14 protein-coding genes are annotated in these 17,107 nt (G+C 56.4%); 6 read left to right on the top strand and 8 right to left on the bottom strand.

All coding sequences use genetic code 11. From position 1 onward, the window contains the following. Nucleotides 1-24: 24 nt before the first annotated feature. Nucleotides 25-987, bottom strand: a complete 963-nt coding sequence (qoxA, locus tag NYE48_RS21665; protein ID WP_081992681.1) for a cytochrome aa3 quinol oxidase subunit II — start codon at nucleotides 985-987, stop codon at nucleotides 25-27. 436 nt (nucleotides 988-1,423) lie between these two features. Between qoxA and NYE48_RS21660 the strand changes: the two genes are divergently transcribed. After that, nucleotides 1,424-2,152, top strand: a complete 729-nt coding sequence (locus NYE48_RS21660; RefSeq protein WP_036713914.1) for an HAD family hydrolase — start codon at nucleotides 1,424-1,426, stop codon at nucleotides 2,150-2,152. A 130-nt stretch (nucleotides 2,153-2,282) separates the two neighbouring features. On the opposite strand, the gene NYE48_RS21655 is transcribed toward NYE48_RS21660, so the two are convergent. Continuing rightward, a complete protein-coding gene (locus NYE48_RS21655) occupies nucleotides 2,283-4,292 on the bottom strand; it encodes a DUF2339 domain-containing protein (RefSeq protein ID WP_340999930.1) in 2,010 nt (669 codons plus the stop codon). Nucleotides 4,293-4,405: 113 nt separating this feature from the next. Continuing rightward, the gene (locus NYE48_RS21650; RefSeq protein WP_036713904.1) at nucleotides 4,406-5,326 is read right to left on the bottom strand and encodes an AEC family transporter; all 921 of its coding nucleotides are present in this window, start codon (nucleotides 5,324-5,326) and stop codon (nucleotides 4,406-4,408) included. A gap of 408 nt (nucleotides 5,327-5,734) precedes the next feature. Between NYE48_RS21650 and NYE48_RS21645 the strand changes: the two genes are divergently transcribed. Beyond that, on the top strand, nucleotides 5,735-6,208 hold the full coding sequence (locus tag NYE48_RS21645; protein ID WP_340999929.1) for a hypothetical protein: 474 nt from the start codon (nucleotides 5,735-5,737) through the stop codon (nucleotides 6,206-6,208). Nucleotides 6,209-6,229: 21 nt separating this feature from the next. Here NYE48_RS21645 and NYE48_RS21640 read toward each other — a convergent pair whose 3' ends face one another. Further along, the gene (locus tag NYE48_RS21640) at nucleotides 6,230-6,970 is read right to left on the bottom strand and encodes a FadR/GntR family transcriptional regulator (protein WP_212948258.1); all 741 of its coding nucleotides are present in this window, start codon (nucleotides 6,968-6,970) and stop codon (nucleotides 6,230-6,232) included. Nucleotides 6,971-7,250: 280 nt separating this feature from the next. Between NYE48_RS21640 and NYE48_RS21635 the strand changes: the two genes are divergently transcribed. Beyond that, nucleotides 7,251-8,666, top strand: a complete 1,416-nt coding sequence (locus NYE48_RS21635; protein ID WP_212948256.1) for an FAD-binding oxidoreductase — start codon at nucleotides 7,251-7,253, stop codon at nucleotides 8,664-8,666. Nucleotides 8,667-8,682: 16 nt separating this feature from the next. Continuing rightward, complete coding sequence (locus NYE48_RS21630; protein WP_341000703.1) at nucleotides 8,683-10,002, top strand: (Fe-S)-binding protein; 1,320 nt, start codon at nucleotides 8,683-8,685, stop codon at nucleotides 10,000-10,002. Nucleotides 10,003-10,078: 76 nt separating this feature from the next. Here the strand turns inward: NYE48_RS21630 and NYE48_RS21625 are convergent, their stop codons facing one another. Together NYE48_RS21625 and NYE48_RS21620 are read right to left on the bottom strand one after the other, a co-directional pair. After that, nucleotides 10,079-12,076 (bottom strand): methyl-accepting chemotaxis protein, encoded by a 1,998-nt coding sequence (locus tag NYE48_RS21625; RefSeq protein WP_340999928.1) that lies wholly within the window; start codon nucleotides 12,074-12,076, stop codon nucleotides 10,079-10,081. A gap of 157 nt (nucleotides 12,077-12,233) precedes the next feature. After that, nucleotides 12,234-13,415, bottom strand: coding sequence for a MalY/PatB family protein (locus NYE48_RS21620; RefSeq protein ID WP_340999927.1), 1,182 nt, complete (start codon nucleotides 13,413-13,415; stop codon nucleotides 12,234-12,236). A gap of 142 nt (nucleotides 13,416-13,557) precedes the next feature. On the opposite strand from NYE48_RS21620, the gene NYE48_RS21615 reads away from it, so the two are divergent. After that, a complete protein-coding gene (locus NYE48_RS21615) occupies nucleotides 13,558-14,190 on the top strand; it encodes a TraX family protein (RefSeq protein WP_340999926.1) in 633 nt (210 codons plus the stop codon). On the opposite strand, the gene NYE48_RS21610 is transcribed toward NYE48_RS21615, so the two are convergent. Then, nucleotides 14,148-14,570, bottom strand: coding sequence for a hypothetical protein (locus NYE48_RS21610; RefSeq protein WP_246536661.1), 423 nt, complete (start codon nucleotides 14,568-14,570; stop codon nucleotides 14,148-14,150). The two genes, NYE48_RS21615 and NYE48_RS21610, sit on opposite strands and share 43 nt — an antisense overlap. Before the next feature lie 169 nt (nucleotides 14,571-14,739). Here NYE48_RS21610 and NYE48_RS21605 point away from each other — a divergent pair, with 169 nt between their 5' ends. Next, on the top strand, nucleotides 14,740-16,092 hold the full coding sequence (locus tag NYE48_RS21605) for an N-acyl-D-glucosamine 2-epimerase (protein ID WP_212948253.1): 1,353 nt from the start codon (nucleotides 14,740-14,742) through the stop codon (nucleotides 16,090-16,092). A gap of 78 nt (nucleotides 16,093-16,170) precedes the next feature. Here the strand turns inward: NYE48_RS21605 and NYE48_RS21600 are convergent, their stop codons facing one another. Continuing rightward, a complete protein-coding gene (locus NYE48_RS21600) occupies nucleotides 16,171-16,914 on the bottom strand; it encodes an SDR family NAD(P)-dependent oxidoreductase (RefSeq protein ID WP_340999925.1) in 744 nt (247 codons plus the stop codon). Nucleotides 16,915-17,107: the final 193 nt, after the last annotated feature.

Here is a 17,107-nt window from a genome sequence, read left to right as displayed (position 1 = left end):
GTTTGTTCTCCTTTCTCCATGATGTTAGTGACCGTGTTCCATGGAAGAATGATCGTTCATGTCTTTCATGTCACCCATGTCCTGCATATGATCCGCTGAATCCTTGCCGGATTCCTTGCTGTCTGTCGAATTGTCCCCGCCATGGCCGTGTTCGGACATATCCATAGGCGGAGCCGAGAATTTCAGGTGCGTGGAGCTGTAAGACTTGCGTCCGACGAAGTCCGTATGCAATACGGAGTTGAATTCCTGCTCGGTCAGCTTCGGAGCGGTTTGCTGCACCTCTTTGACCCATTTCGTGTAATCGGCAGGAGATTGGGCAAGCACCTCGAATTCCATTTGGGCGAAACCTTTACCGGAGAAGTTCGAGTTTTTACCCATGTACGAACCTTCATGTTCGGCGACGAGATTCAGCTTGGTGATCATGTCGCTCATCGCGTATTTCTGTCCGCCGAGCTGCGGAACCCAGAAGCTTGAAATCGGACCGTACGAGTAGAGACGGAACTCGACCGGACGGTGCGTAGGGATGTTGACGTAGTTTACCGTTTCGATGCCTTCCTCCGGATAGCTGAAATGCCATTTCCAGTTGGAAGAGGAGGCGTAGATGACAAGCGGCTTTTGATCCTCATAGCCGGCCGGCACCTTTTCTACGGCATAAGTCGTACGTACGGTAACGACGGACAAAATGGCTACGATGATAATCGGAATGGCAGTCCAAATAAATTCGAGCCATTTGCTTCCTTCCATATGAGGCGGTTCATAATCGTCCGGCGTTTTGCTGGCCCGGTATTTGGTCAACATGAAAATGTACAGGATGTACACGACGATTAACACGAGCGCCATCATCAGAATGGAGAAGATAATTGTATTGGATTGTGTTTTCGCTACCGGCCCTTTCGGATCCAGGACCATCAGTTTCGTATCGCATCCGCTGAGCAGCATGACGACGGAAATAAAAATGAGTGAAAACAACCATCTTTTTTTCTTCACGGGAAACTCCTTTCTAGCATGCCTTAATCGCTGAGTGTTTGGATAATTCGCGAATCCTTATAGCCATAGCATAGTAACTTGTGAAAAAGAAAACAAATACAGTAGAATACATAACTGTAAATAAAATACAATTATTCTGTGATAATCTTCACATTCTTCGCAAAAAAAGGCCAAAAAATCCGATTAAGCTTTGAAAAAGGCTAAATTCGGCGATTTTCATTTTTGTTCAAAATTGAACGGGCGGGGAACGGTTGTGCCAGTTCTGTCACAATTGAAAGGGTTTTAAGCCCGGGGTAAGTCTTTTTTACCCGTGTCCGGCGGTCGCTGAAACCTGCTTGTACCGCGGCATAATGTGCTAAAATAGACATAAATTCGTTTGCCGTAACAAACATCACAATAAGGATTTTGCAATCCTGACCATAGGAGAGGAAGCGCAATGGGAGAGAAACGGACGAACGCAAAAGGGATATTTTTTGACGTGGATGATACGCTTTACGATCATTTGCAGCCGCTAAGGGAGGCGCTTCGGCATGTGCTCGGCACCGGAGAGGACTTTCCGTATGAGGCGGTATATCACCGATTCAGATATTACAGCGACAAGCTTTCCGCCAGCCATGGCGCGGTCAATGCCGCCGGAGCGGAACGGGATTTGCAGGAGATGAGGATCCAAAGGGCCAAGCTGGCTTTGGCGGAATTCGGGATCGCGGTGACGGATGGGGAGGCGGCCCGGATCCAGGAACAATACCTGGAGCGCCAGTTCCGGATCAGCCCGTTTCCGGGGGCAACGGAGCTGATCGGCGATTTGCAGGCGGCCGGTCATGTCGTCGGGCTGATCACGAACGGACCGGCGGAGCACCAGATGGCCAAAATCAAGGCGCTGGCGCTGGATGCCGCCATCCCTTCCGGCCATATTTTCGTATCGGGGGCGGTCGGTTACGACAAACCGGACCCGCGCCTGTTTGCCCGCGTCAATGAACAAACGGGGACGGATCCTTCGCGCTGCTTCTACATCGGCGATTCGTGGCGAAATGACGTGATCGGGGCGCTGGATGCGGGCTGGACCGCGATCTGGTTCAACCACAGGCAGGTTGAGCCCGAAACGGAACATCAGCCGCAGTATACGGCAGGCAGTTACCGGGAGCTTGCCGACCTGCTGCTGGCTTAAAGGATTCAGGGATGAACGAACGAAAACAAAGCAGCCGCATTCCCGCTACGGGGTCGCGACTGCTTTGTTTGCATTTACATCCTATAAACGATTTCTCGTATAAGTTCAGGCAGGTACCGACGCGTCGGCATTAACGTTCCACGGCCGCATCATCAGGCGGCGATTGCGGCGGAACCTGTTTGCGTTTGTACATGAGCCTGGAGACGATGATGCCGATCGCGCCGAGTCCGATGAACAAAATCGCTCTGACCGCAACGGATACGTCCGGCAGGTCGGCGACGATGACTTTGACCAGCGTGAGGAACAGCAAGCCGATGCCCGCAAGCCGGACCATCCGGCGCTGAAGCATGACGCCGCATACGATGACGGCGATGGCGTACACCGCCCACACCGCGGACAACACCAAATGCCGCAGGTCTTTCGTCAGCCCGCCGGTCAGCACGTTGGTCGCCTCGGTAATAAAAATGATCGCAAGCCCGGCATCGATCCACATGAGAATATCCGGCCAGCGGTTGGACAACATCCGTTGCGGCATACGCCGCAGCGCGTACGACAGAACCGCAAGGGAGGCCAGCAGCACGAGCCAGGAAAGGGTTTCGGCGGAAAAGATGCGATGGATGGCCAAAAACAGCGTGCCCGCCGCGCCGTACAGCAATACGATGGCTGCCGTGATTTGCTGCATATAACTTTTCAGCACCATGCCTAGGACGATGCCCGCGGTTCCAATGACGATCGCGGAAGCCGGCGCATAATGCTGGTTCGAAATATCGAATGCCCACAGGAACCAGGCGACGGTTGCGATGGAGACGAACACGGGGGAACGCTGTTCCTTCATGTATTTGCCCCATGCGGCCAGGGTGTAAACCAGCGCCCACACGAGCAGCATCAACGGCCGCCAATGGACGGAACCTTCCCACAGCGGGTACAAGGCATACATCCATAATGCCATGACGCCGAATCCGGGGAATAACGACAACGTTTCGTCAAGCTTGCGGCGTCCGGGCCCGAAGAAGGCGTAGGCGAGCAATGCCGCATGCTGAATGAATACCGCTCCGATGAAAACGTGGCGGCTTTCATCGAAGTCGCCTGCCGCGTAAGCGATCAGAAGCGGCAGATGAAGCACCCCGGCCGCGACGAAATAGGCGGCTCGGAAATCGAATTTCAAGGCGACGGCGATCATCGCCAGCGAAAACGCGGTCTCGTATCCCGCCAGCACCCAAGCATTCGGCTCGGCGGAATGCACGAGGAAAGGAACGAGATACCCGGCCATCGTCGCGATGATGATCAGCGTTTGCGAGCGGCGTCTGAGCGCCGTAAACACGCATAGCGCAATCGAAATGACGTAAAGCGCAAACGCGATGCCCGAAGGGATCAGGTCATACAGCTGATGGGCCGCAAACACGGACAAGATGAGGATGCCGATCGAACCTCCCAAAAGCACCTGTCCGAGCGCCTCCCGTTTGCTGCGGAGCTGCCGTTCGCCCAGCCAATACATGACGGCGGCTGCGACGACGCCCAGCAGGCAGCGAACGGGTTCGGTCAAATATCCGGCTTTGACCACTGCCGTAAATCCCCATAACACGCCGAGCAGCAGGACCACGATAAAGACCCGCGGAAGCCATACCCTGGCGATGAGATGTTCCCAGTCCTTCGGCGGCTTGGGTTCGCGTGGAACCTGCGCCTGCTGCCCGGGGTAAGCATACGGATTCATCCCCGGCGGATAAGGCCGGCCGGCCTCCTGCATCCGGGGCTGTTGCGGCGGAACCTGGCCCTGATAACCTTGGCCCGGGACGCCTGCAGGAGGATATCCCGGCATGCCCTGCGGTCCGGGCCGGTAACCCGGCCCCCCTTGTCCCGGAGCCGGGGGGCCATACATGCCCTGGCCCGGAGGGGCCTGATGCCCCGGCATGCCCTGCGGGGGAACGGCCTGGTTCGGGACCCGCGGCTGACCGTAAGGCGGATGAGCCTGCGGAGGATGCCCGGCATGCCCCGGAGCGCCCGCGTGCGGAGGCGTTACCCCCGGCGCCGGCCCCTGAACGGGCTGGTCCGCCCCGCGCCTGGCATGGCGCAGTTCCGTCAGCTCAAGCTCCATTTGTTTCATTTTGGCTTCTAGCTGTTCAATCCTTTTTTCCAACTCCAATGGTTAACCACTCCTGAATTCCCAATATTAAGCTCTATTGCCGTATATCCATCTTACCACAGAATGACGGCGAATTTAGCACGGAATATGCTCGGGATTCGATTCGAATTCGCTCAGAACATCTTTGCGAGGGAGATCAATCCCGTAATGGTCACGACATTAAACAGGGTGGAGAGCAGCACGGTTTGGGCGGCGAAGTCGGGTTCGTTCCTATATTCTTCGGCCAGGATCGACGTATTGACGCCCGTCGGCATGCCGGATGCGATCAGCAGCGCCTGCGCGGGTATTCCTTTGAGTCCCAGCGCGAAGACGAGCGCGCATCCGATGGCCGGACCGATGATCAGCTTCAGGAACATGCTGACGTATACGTCCAAGCGGTAAAGCTTGAGCGGGTATTTGACGATCTGCGCCCCCAGGGTCAGCAGCGCGATGGCAACCATCGATTGCTGCGCGTAGGTTAAAGGCTGGGATACGAACAAAGGCAGCGGCGCCTTCAGCACATGCAGCAGCAGCCCCAAAACCAAAGCATACGGCACGGGCATCTTCAAAAAGCCGATCAGCATGCTCCGGTAGTTGCCTTTCATCTTCGCTCCCTGGATCGCGATGACGCCGTACGTGAAGGTCAGCAGGCTTTGCAGGGACATGATCAGCGCCTGCATCGACGAAGCGAGCATATCCCCCTTAAAGACGAGCGCGTTGATCGGCATCCCGTAATTCCCGGAATTGTCGAGCATGATGCTGTTGTTAAAGGCCGCTTTCATGCTGCTTTCGAATTTGAACAGGCGCCCCGTCACGGTCCCCAGCAGCCATAAAATGAGGACGTACAAGGCGTAAAACATAACGACGGTCCCCAGCAGCTCGCCGGACATATCGGAATGGTACATGCTCATAAAAACCGCGGCCGGCGTGATGAAATAAAAGTTGATTTTGGATAAAGTGTATAAATCCAGTTGGAAAAGCCGCTGCATCAGCGAGCCGAACGCGATCAGCACAAACACCGGCAGCACGACTTCAAGCAATATGGTAGCAATCATACATTCAGCTTCCTTTCTCTTCATGATGTAAAATGGCGGGCTTATTCATTATAGCACCACGTCAAAGCGGCGGGGCCCCAAAATCAGGCTCTTTCGCAAAAGTCGCGCATTTTTTGTTGGAATAATATTCATTTTTTAGTAAGAAAGGCCGACATATATAGCATACACGCAATAAGGGATCACACTGGGTATCCAGACGCATGAACTTGGAGGTCCTTAGTACCATTCATAGCAGCGCAGGGCATAAAGCTCGAGTGTCCCAAGGTAGAAGTTTAAATGGTGTAACGGGGATTTTGTCGAATTACATGCAGTGTCTTTCATCGGATCCGTTTTCCATTCGGCTGTCGAAAGCATGGAAGGCGTCAGGCATCGCAACATTTGCAAGATCCTGAACGGGAGGTTATTTACATGCTGCCTTTTTCGGTACAATCGCAAAGAAGCATCCGTAACGGCCTTTTTGAAAAGGATGTGTACGAGCTGTATGCCAAAGCCCGCAGCTGGAACGATTTGTCTCGAAGTTATATGAACTTTGCGCGCCCCCTGCTGGAAGCGGGCTTCTGCAAAGCGGCGCTGGTCGTGGCCCACATGAGCGTCAAAGCGAAGCTGAAGCAAATTTATTTGCAATCGGAAGGCAGGTTTCCGCCGGAGGATCTGTATTATGACGAATTAATCGGTACGCTTCGGGATGTCGCCGAGATCGATTTGGAAACGGAGCTGTTTTTGAACACGCTGCAATATATCGCGGAGTCCGAAGATTCGGCTTTTCTGCCCGGCAACGACGGCGACCATCTGGCGAAAATGATCGAGCGGGTGGAGCAGACGCTGGAAGGGCTGGACCGATGCGCGGTCGGGAGCGGCGTGGTCATCAGGCTCGAAAATTAGCAGCGAAAAAAAGAAGCCGGTTTACGTCATCCGCAGATGATGGTCCCCGGCTTTTTTCTCGTTCAGCACCTGCTCGACTTTCGAAATATGCAAATCCATGCGGGCGGACGCCTCCCCGGCATCCTGCTTGGCGATGGCTTCGCAGATCCGGATATGTTCCTGCAGCAATCGCTCGGCCGAAGAACGCTCGGCGTAAAACCAAAGCGCGCGCATATCCTTCATGTTTTCATGCAGACGGCTCGACAGCGATTCCATCAGTTCAAGCAGCAGCGGGTTGCGGGTTGCGGCCGCGATCTGCTGGTGAAATTTGACGTCGGCCTGTTCGATGAAATGCTCGTCATCGGAATTTTCCATCTCTTCGAGCAGCTTTTCGAGGACGGTCAGGTCCTCTTCCGTTCGATGCAGCGCGGCAAGCGCGGCGCATCCGGTCTCAAGAACGCGGCGCACCTCCAGAAGGTGGCGGAGCGATGCGGCCCGTCCTTCCCATAAATCGTCGTAACGCTGCATCGGGTGGGCCGGCGCGGCTTCCGAAGGAACAGCTTTGACGAACGTTCCCCCGCCCTGTTTAATGTTAAGCAATCCCATCGCTTTCAGCGCGCTCAGCGCCTCCCGGATCGTCGATCTGCCCACGTTGTATTGGGCCGCCAGGTCGACGACGGAAGCAAGCCGGTCCCCGGGCGCAAGGCGCCCGTCGAGCATCCGTTCCTTCAAATCGTTCATGACCCATTCGTACTGCTTAAGCGGTCTCTGCTGGTTGGTCATCTTCCTCAACGTCCTTCCCGAATTCCTGATCCTGATCCGTCTCTATAGTTTCATTATCGTTATTGGCATTCAACTGGCCCGTCATGCAGCATGTTTCGCGAGTCCATAACATCTGAAGCAATTTTATCATCGGCAGCGGACAAGTCTGAAAAAAATTTCGACACGTCTATTTTCGATTCATCTATTCTAGTGTATACTTGTTCCCAAGAAAAGTCATCAGATGACCTGATTAATTTAAATATTCCATCGATACCGAATGAATCCCAAGGAGGGACTTTCCTTGCTGCAAGAAGAAGTCAAACGCGAACTGATCTCGATCCTCGGCAGCGCATACGTCAAGGACGATCCGCAGTCGCTCGTCACCCATTCCTATGACGGCACGCCGATGCTGCAATCCTTGCCGGACGGCGTTGTTTACCCGTCCAGCACCGAGGAGGTGTCGCGGATCATGAAGGTGCTGAGCCGCTACAAAATCCCGGTCGTGGGCAGAGGTTCCGGCACCAATTTATGCGGGGGCACGGTGCCCGTGCAGGGCGGCATCGTCATGGTCATGCACCGGATGAACCGCATTTTGGAAATCGACCTGGAAAATTTGACGGCCACGGTACAGCCCGGATTGAACACGAAACAGTTCAGCACGCATGTCGAAAGCCTCGGCTTGTTTTACCCGCCGGATCCGAGCAGCATGGCCATTTCCACGATCGGGGGAAACATTGCCGAATGCTCCGGAGGGCTGCGCGGCCTGAAATACGGGACGACCAAAGATTACGTGATCGGCCTGGAAGCGGTGCTTGCAAGCGGCGACGTGATCCGCACGGGAGGCAAGCTGATGAAGGACGTGGCGGGGTACGACCTGACCAAGCTGCTGGTCGGCTCGGAAGGGACGCTGGCCATCATTACGGAGGCCACGCTGAAACTGATTCCGCCTCCAAGATACAAGAAAACGATGCTGGCCATGTACAAGGACTTGTACGGCGCCGCCCGCACCGTATCGAAAATCATCGAAAACCGCATCATCCCGGCCACGCTTGAAATTCTGGATAACGCCACCATCCGCGTCGTGGATGATTTCGCGAAGCTGGGGCTGCCGCTCGACATGGAGGCGATCCTGATCATCGAGCAGGACGGCGATCAAGAAGCCGTGGAACGGGATATCGCCATCATCACCGAGGTTTGCCGAAGCGAACATGCCGACCAGGTCAGCATCGCAGCCAGCCCGGAAGAGGCCGAGAAGCTATTGACCGCGCGCCGCAGCGCGTTTACGGCGCTCGCCCGGCTGCGCCCGACGACCATACTGGAGGACGCGACCGTGCCGCGCTCGAAAATCGCCGACATGGTGATCGAAATCAACCGGATCGCGAAAAAGCACCAGGTGCAGATCAGCACGTTCGGGCATGCGGGGGACGGCAACCTCCATCCGACGGCAACGACCGATGCCCGGAACAAGGAAGAGATCGCGCGGGTGGAAGAAGCCTTCGAGGAAATATTCGAAGCGGCGATCCGGCTGGGCGGAACCATCACGGGCGAGCATGGCGTCGGGATGGTCAAGTCCCCGTATCTGGAATGGAAGGTAGGCCCGGCGGGGATGGACGTGATGAAAGCGATCAAAAACTCCTTCGATCCGGATCATCTGCTGAATCCGGGCAAAGTATTCGCGAAAGAAACGCGGAAACGGGTGGTGATCCAACGTGGCTAACGGGCAAACGCAACCGATGAATCCGCTGACGGAAAAGCTCCGGTTACGCCTTGACGAAGATCAGCTGACCAACTGCATGCGCTGCGGCTTCTGCCTTCCGGCCTGCCCGACGTTTGCGGAAACCGGGCTGGAGGCCGAATCCCCGCGGGGACGGATCGCCCTCATGAAAGCGGTGACGGACGGCCTGATGGCGCCGGATCAGGCTTTCGAAGACCAGATGAACCATTGCCTCGGCTGCCGCGCCTGCGAGCCGGCGTGCCCGGCGGGCGTCAAATACGGCCAGCTGATCGAGCAGGCACGGGACGCGATCGAAGACCATAAACGGCATAAGCCGCTTGTGAGAGCCGCCCGCCACGCGGCCTTCAAGACGGTATTCCCGCATCAGAACCGGATGAAATGGGTCGGGCGCGGCTTGCGGTTTTACCAGAAATCCGGGCTCCGTGCCGCAGCCCATGCCACGGGAGCGATGAAGCTGTTTCCGAAACATCTGCGCGATATGGAGAAAATTTTGCCGGATGCAGCCGGGCGCGGCGTCGTGGAGCAAATCGGCGACCGCCATCCGGCGAAAGGCGAAAAAATCGCGACGGTGGCCTTGTTCAGGGGCTGCATCATGGACGTGCTGTTTACCGACACGAACATCCACACGGTCGATTTGTTGACGGCCGCCGGTTTTGAGGTGGTTATCCCGCGCGAGCAGAACTGCTGCGGCGCGCTGCATGCCCATAGCGGGGAAGCGGAGGGAGCGCGCGAGCTGGCCAGACGCAATATTCAAACGTTCAAGGCGGCCGGCGTGGATTATATCGTGTCCAATGCGGGCGGATGCGGCGCGATTCTGACCGAATACGACCATCTGCTGCATGAGGATCCGCAGTGGCGGGACGATGCCGTTTGGTTTGCGGAACGGGTCGTCGATATCAGCGATTTGCTGGTACGCTTCGGAAGAAAACTGGACTTCGGCCGGGACGATGCGGCCGGCGGTACGGAACCGGTTCGGATCACGTATCAGGATTCGTGCCACCTCCGCAACGTCATGCGCTCATCGGACGCTCCGCGCAAATTGATGCGACAGGTGGAGGGAGCGCAGTACGTGGAGATGACGGGCGCCGACCGCTGCTGCGGCTCGGCAGGCATCTACAACATTACCCAGCCGGCGATGGCCGGGCAAATTCTGGACCATAAGATGGAGCATGCCGAAGCTACTCAGGCTTCCTATCTTCTGACCAGCAATCCGGGCTGCCTGCTGCAAATGAAGCACGGCATCGAGGAACACGGGCTCAGCGGGCGGATGGAGGCGGTCCACATCGTGGATTTCCTGCATGAACGGCTGAACAAATAAGCGCCCCTCTCGTGGCCTCAATAGATGAAAAGGCCGCCTTTTCAAGCTGACGCAGCTTGAAAGGCGGCCTATTTTCTTATTCATCCAGCTTGAAGCGGTCGATCATGGCTTGCATGTCCGTCGCCATCCGGGCGAGGCCCGCCGCGGAGGAGCTGATTTCCTCCATGGACGCGAGCTGTTCCTGGCTTGCCGCGGAGACCTGCTCGAGCGAGGAGACGGTTTGGCGGGAGATGCCGGCAACCTCGTGGACCGCAGCCGAAATTTGCTGGCTGCTGGCCGACATCTGTTCCGTGATGGCCGAGATGTCCTGCACCTGGTCCGAAATCCGTTTGGCGGAGCGTTCGATGTTCACGAACGCTTCGAGCGCTTCCGCGGTGACGTCGAGCCCATGGCTGACGTCGGCTTGCACCTTGTTTTTCATGACGTCGAAGGCGCTCGAGATCAGCTCGGTCATCTTGACGATCGTTTGCCGGATTTCGTCGGCCGTGATGCTGGACTGATCGGCCAGCTTGCGAACCTCATAGGCGACGACCGCAAACCCCCGGCCATGTTCGCCGGCGCGGGCCGCTTCGATGGCCGCATTCAGCGACAGCAGGTTCGTTTGCTTGGAGATTTCGGCAATGGCGGTGCTCATCGCGGCGATGCTCGCGCTGTGGTTATGCAGCTGATCCATCAGCTCCGCGGATTCCACCGTGGATTGGCGGATCGTATCCATCTGGGCGCTGACCTGGCGGATTTTTTGGCTGCCGGCCTCGACGTCTTCTTCCGTGCGGCCGGACGAGTCCACGATCGCTCCTGCCGACTCGGCGATTTTCTGGATTCCGCGCGTCATTTCTTCCAGCGTACGGGCGCTTTCTTCGGTGGCCAGAGCCTGGGTTGCGGCGCCCTCGGACGACTCGGAGACGAGGCGGGAAACCGATTCGACCGTCTGCGCATTCATTTCGGTGCTGGCGGTCAGCTCTTCGCTGGACGCCGCCAATTGGCTGGAGGTGTTGCCCATGTCCATGACCATGTTGCGGAGGGAAGCGACCATGCCGTTATAATTTTCGGCGAGCGTTCCGATTTCATCCGTGCGTTTGGTGCTGACCCGCTCGTTCAGATGTCCGTTGCTGACCCGGATGGCCGAGCGGTTGAGCTGCTCGATCGGTTTGGTCATGCCGCGGATGATGAAGAACATGATGACAAGAATAGCGGCAACGGCAATAACGAGCACGCCCACGGAAGTGTACAGGATCGGGCGCGTCGCGTCGGCGTATTCGCTGTCGGGAAGGATGCCCACGATTTTGAAGGAGGTCGTTCCGTTGGTCGTGAAATACCCCTGCTGCGGCACGTGGGTGTCAGGGTTGGCATAGTGGACGAAGCCTTCCTTCCGGCTGTGGATGATCGCCAGCTGCGGCCCGGTCGCCACATCGCCGATTTTTTTGGTCGGATGGGCCATCATGCGGTCGTTGCGGTCCATGATGTACAGGTATCCCTTGTTGCCAAGGTGAAGGTTATTGACGACCTTGTCCATGCTGAAGTCGACCGTGATCGCCCCTTCTCCATCAGGCAGCATTTTGGAAATGGAAAGCACGTAATTGCCGGTCGTGTACGATATGGACGGATCGGCGACCATCGCCTGATTCGGATATTGTTTGGCGAGATTGTACCACTCGCGGGTGCGCGGATCGTAGTCGTTCTGCTTGCCGGGATCCGGCGCTTTCATCCAGGCTCCCCGGTCATTGCCGACCGAGACCAATTCGACCTCCGGGTGTTGGGATTTGTAGTCGTTGATCAGTTTCCGGACCTTGATCGAGTTCACGCTGATGTCCTCGGACGTGATTTGGCCCGCGAGCATTTTTACGTTGGATACCTGCATTTGAATCATGCTGTCCACAAGGTTGTCCAGCAGCGTGACGCTGGATTTCGTCGTTTCCTCCATTTTGTCCTGCAGCTCCGTTTTCGCGCTGTTCACGGAAAATAACGCCACGAAAATGTTGGGAATGATGACCATGAGACTGACAATGATCATGAGTCTGGTGCGCAGTCTTTTGATCTTAAAGAGGCGCAAAACTCCCTTGAGTTGTTTTTTCAAAAAGATTCCCCAAAAAATATATGTATGTTGTGGTCCCTTGAAGAGTTCACCTCCTATATTTCGACAAAAACAGTGCTAATTTTCATAGCGCAAATAAAAAAAGAGAATTCGGTTTTGACCGAATTCTCCAACGCCCCTTTGATCAGGCAGGGTTCTTCTATTGCAATTGCCGCCATTCCTTCATCGCCGCGTTCAGCCGTTCCATCGCTTCGGCGACGGTCGCTTTCGGGCAAGCGACGTTCATGCGCATGAATCCTTCCCCGCCTTGGCCAAAAGCTCCGCCGTTGTTCAGAGCCAGCTTCGCTTTGGCAAGCAGGAAAGCGGAAAGCTCGTCCTGATCCATGCCGAGGGCACGGAAATCGAGCCATAGCAGATAGGTCGCTTCCGGTTTCCGTACCTTAATTTCCGGCATATGCGTTTCGACGTAGTTTATCACGTAATCCATGTTCTGCTGCAGGTAAACCAAAACCTCGTCCAGCCATTCGCGTCCCCCGGTGTAGGCCGCTTGCGCCGCCGTGCTGCCGAGGGCGCTGATCGATCCCACATGGTAAAGCCGGAGCGCGCTTTGGAAGGCGCTGCGGATGTCCGGATCCGGAATGATGATGTTGGACGTGTTCAATCCGGCAATGTTAAAGGTTTTGCTTGGCGACGTACAGATGATGGATCTCTTTTTGGCGTCTTCGGAGATCAGGGCGATCGGCGTGTGGGCCTTCGCTTCGAAAACCAGGTCCGCATGGATCTCGTCGGAGACGATCAGCACGTCATGGCGCACGCAAAGCGTCACCAACGCTTCCAGCTCTTCGCGCGTCCATACCCGTCCGACCGGATTGTGGGGGCTGCACAGAATGAGCATTTTGATTTGCCCGCCTTGCAAAATCTCTTCCAGGCCCTTCAAATCCATGGAATAATGGCCGTTTTCGGATCGGAGCGGGTTGATGACCAGCTCGCGTCCATGCTCTTCCACGACGCTGTGAAACGGAGGGTAAACGGGCGGCTGAATCACCACTTTGTCTCCCGGAGCGGTAAAGGCCTGGACCGCAAAGCTTAACGCAGGCACGACGCCCGGGCAAAAGACGATCCAATCGGTGTCGATTTCCCAGCCATGGCGCTCTTTCATCCATCCGGCCACGGCCCCCTTATATTCGTCCGTTTGCATGGTATAACCGAATACCCCATGCTCGACGCGCTCCTTAAGCGCGGAGATGACGGATGGCGGGGATTCGAAATCCATGTCCGCCACCCACATCGGCAGCGCGTCCGCCGTACCGAAAATATGTTTCATGCCGTCCCACTTTTCGCAGCCGGTCATGTGTCGCGATATCGGTTTGTCAAAATTCAAAATGTTGCCCTCCTCGAAGATAAGTAGAAGAAAATAAAACGTTCATGCCTATATTATATCAGAGGGGAACTTGGAGAAAGAGCCGCAGCCAAGTAAAATAGGTTTAGATTCAAACTTTGTCCGGCAAGGGAGAGGAGTCGTCTTGCAGCTGATTGCCATGCTGACCATGCTCATGGATCATATCGGCATCGTATTTTTCGGAGACCGGCTTTGGCTGCGGATGGTCGGCCGGGCGGCATTTCCGATTTATGCCTACGCCCTCGTTCAAGGGCATCGCTATACGAAGTCGCCATCCCGATATTTGGTCAGGCTGTTCGTGCTGGCCTTATTGTCGCAAGTGCCTTACCAGCTGGCCCTGAATCCGGGAGGGATGAACGTCGTCGCTACCCTGTTCATGGCTGCGGCCGTGATGCAGGCGCTTGACCGCACGTCCCGGGTTTGGGCCAAGGTTGGCATCGTGCTTGGCGCCGGGGCGGTCATGCAGCTTTTTCCGTTTGATTACGGTTGTTACGGGCTGCTACTTGTCTTGTCCTTCCGCTATTTTGCATCCGAACGCCTTCTTTTTATCCATTTGCTGCTGAATTTGGTTTACATGCTCGTTTACGGGCTCGGCGGCATGCTGCAGATGCTGAGCATCGTGCCGACGCTGGTTCTCGTCTATGGGCCGGCCGCATGGAAGAGGCTTGAGGAATTCCGGGTGCGCAAATGGGTGTGGCGTTCCTTTTATCCCCTTCATTTGCTGACGCTAGCCGCCTTGGAAGGGGCCGCATGGTAGCCGACCGGAAAAATGCCTTCGATTTTATTCAGCGGGAACAGAATCCGGGAAGGAAACTTCCCTTTGGCCTGTACTTCGACAAAATCGGTCCCGATTTGCACCAGGCGGATGCTGGAGAAAGCTTTCCCCGTTTTAAAGGTCGTCCTAAGGCCGACCCGGACGGTCCGGGCAGCGGGTTTAACGTCGAAGACCCGGATCGACTGCAGGCTTAGCGGGACGAACAATTCGCCCGAAACCTGGATGAAATTTCTTTTGAAGACGCGCTGCAATTTTCCGGGCTCAAGCCCCAAACCTTCGCCGTTGATTTCCGCCAGATGGCCCGTCAATTGGGCAAGCCGCTGCTGGAGCGTGATGTTTTTCCTCCGTTTGAGTATCGACAAGGAAATCCCCCCTCCGTTACGTGTTTGTTCTATTGTATGTGCTCCTTTTTGGGCGGGTGAGGGGTGAAGAGGCTCCCGGGGAAAAAAGACGAAGGGTGAAATTTTCCATTTCCGGCAATGCTACTACGGGAAGGCGCAGCTAGCGAAGCCGGGAGGGAAGGAGAACAACGTGAAAAAGGATTCCGAGAACCTGAAACTTTGGGCTTTGGAAGGCCCCAGCATTCAAATCGACCCGACGTTTCCGTACTATCAGAACCGCTCCAGGGACAGCGTCGCCGAGGAAATCGAGCTTGCCGGTTACCGGACGGTCCATTACTTCGTCGTGAAGGAAACGGCGGTCGACGGCGAACTGATCGATTGCCTGCACCGGCGGGGCATCGCCGTCTGGGCGCTTGTGATCGGCAACGGGACGTTTTCGACCGCGGGTTTGCCTCCGGAATGGCCGTCCTGGAAAATGGGGCTGATGAAGGAGTTGAACGACGGGTTCGTACGGTTTTCCCCGTTTTCGGAAGCGTACGTGCAGTGGAAAAAAGAAGCCGTGGCGCGGATGCTCCGCGACTATCCGTTTGACGGCATCGAAGTCGCGGAGCCGTATTTCCCCGAATGGGACGGCCTCCGCCGCGGGGTCTACGGGGACATCGGGCCAGCGGCGCAGCAGGCTTTCAAAGAAAAATACGGTTTTGACGTTCCCGAGTTCGCGAACAGGTTCGCGGCCAATTATTATAAAAAAACGCCGGACATTTACGCCAAATGGATCGATTTCCGCGTGGACGCCGTCAATGCACTCATCGATGAAATCATTAACGGCCGCGGCGGGGCGCGCGATTCCCGTCCCGATGCCCTGGTGGCCACCTGGTCGCTTGCCGTGGACGGCGGAGCCGTCTCCACGTTAAGGCTGAAGGAATGGCAGGGGCTCGACGCCATTTCCATGATCGGCAAGGTCAAACCGGACCTGCACATGCTGCAGACGCATTGGCCGGATTGGATGAAACGCGGGCTCAAAGCGGAATACGTCCGGTCGTACGAAAGTTTTGCCGCGCCGATCCGCGCCGCGTATCCCGAGCTTCCGCTCGGCATCCAGGCGGATGTCGGCTCCAGGGCCAATATGGTTAAAAGCCGGAAGTGGCTGAACGCGTTCCAAAACACGGTCTACGATCTGGGATACCATACCTGGACGGCCTATGAATATCATTTGGGCGGGTACATGTACGAGGAACCTCCCGAGCCTCTGACGGCGGTCGTCCATGGCGCCGCGGACGTGACCGTATCCTTCAACAAACGGCTCGATCCCGAATCCTCCGGCGTCATCGTGCTGGATGAACACGAAGGGCAATGGGGCGAGATCCAGCCCGCGGAAAGCCATGTCGACGGGAACAGGCTGCGGCTGCGATTTCCCCGGCTGCCCGAGCGGCGGCCTTTTCAGATCGAGCTGCGGCAGGTAAAGGATACGCCGTCGCTGTGGCACGTCAAAGGCAAACGGCCGAACGAAACGCCGCCGGGGACCCGAATCCTCGTCAAATGAAAACGAAACGCTTGGCGCCATGAATCCTGAACATGAAAAAGCGCCGGGAATCGACCGATTCCCGGCGCTTTTATTCGTTTATTGGGCGGTATATCCGCCGTCCACCAGCAGGCTGGCGCCCGTTACGAACGAGGCGTCGTCGCTGGCAAGGAACAGGACGGCTTTGGCCACCTCTTCCGGCGTTCCGAGACGGCCGATCGGATGCAGATCGACCAGCTTCTGCTTCTCCTCCGGCGGCAGCACTTTAAGCAGCGGCGTTTCGATATAGCCGGGGCATACCGCGTTGACGCGGATACCTCTGGAGGCATATTGGATGCCGAGGGTTTGGGTCAGCATGACCACGCCGCCTTTCGACGAGCCGTAGGCGGTGACCCCGGCTTTCGCGGCATGGCCGTGTATGGAGGCGGTGTTGACGATCGCGCCGCCGGTTCCCTGCTTCAGCATTTGAATGAGAGCATATTTGTCGGAGAGAAAAACGCCCGTCAAATTGACGTCGATCGTCTTCTGCCACTTTTCCAGCGATAGCCGGTCGGCGGGATCGTCATTGGCGACGCCGGCATTCGCGAACATGATGTCCAGCTTGCCGAAGGCGTGCACCGTGTGATCGATGAGCTCCTGGATCTGGTCTTCCTTCGTGACGTCGACCTTGAAGAAGATGGCCTGATGGCCGTCGTCCCGCAGCCGCTTGGCATGTTCTTCCCCCGCTTCGGAAAAATCGGCGATCACGACGCTGGCGCCTTCCTCCGCGAACAATCTCGACGTCGCCTGGCCGATCCCGCTGGCGCCGCCGGTAACAATGGCCGATTTGCCGGATAGTTTCATACGCTAAACGCTCCTTTGCAGACATGGATATCAGTATTTTTCCTCCCTTATCATGGCCTGCTTTTGAAATAATATCCTGCCGGGGCCCTCCGGCCAGCAACAGTTGTATACGGAAGTAAAGACCGGGATATAGCCCCTGCCCGGCGGCGCTACCTATAATAAGGATAGAAACAATCATGAAAGGCATCATCAA

The organism is Paenibacillus sp. FSL M7-1455, assembly GCF_038004655.1.
Lineage (GTDB): Bacteria > Bacillota > Bacilli > Paenibacillales > Paenibacillaceae > Paenibacillus_AQ > Paenibacillus_AQ cookii.
Note: the sequence above shows the minus strand (reverse complement) of the source record. Positions and strands in the feature narration are given on the sequence as shown.

What these genes read in the sequence shown, in the direction of transcription:
- NYE48_RS21660 (WP_036713914.1), top strand. Translation starts at nt 1,424, where the DNA reads ATGGGAGAGAAACGGACGAACGCAAAAGGGATATTTTTTGACGTGGAT.
- NYE48_RS21650 (WP_036713904.1), bottom strand. Translation starts at nt 5,326, where the DNA reads ATGATTGCTACCATATTGCTTGAAGTCGTGCTGCCGGTGTTTGTGCTG.
- NYE48_RS21645 (WP_340999929.1), top strand. Translation starts at nt 5,735, where the DNA reads ATGCTGCCTTTTTCGGTACAATCGCAAAGAAGCATCCGTAACGGCCTT.
- NYE48_RS21640 (WP_212948258.1), bottom strand. Translation starts at nt 6,970, where the DNA reads ATGACCAACCAGCAGAGACCGCTTAAGCAGTACGAATGGGTCATGAAC.
- NYE48_RS21630 (WP_341000703.1), top strand. Translation starts at nt 8,683, where the DNA reads ATGAATCCGCTGACGGAAAAGCTCCGGTTACGCCTTGACGAAGATCAG.
- NYE48_RS21600 (WP_340999925.1), bottom strand. Translation starts at nt 16,914, where the DNA reads ATGAAACTATCCGGCAAATCGGCCATTGTTACCGGCGGCGCCAGCGGG.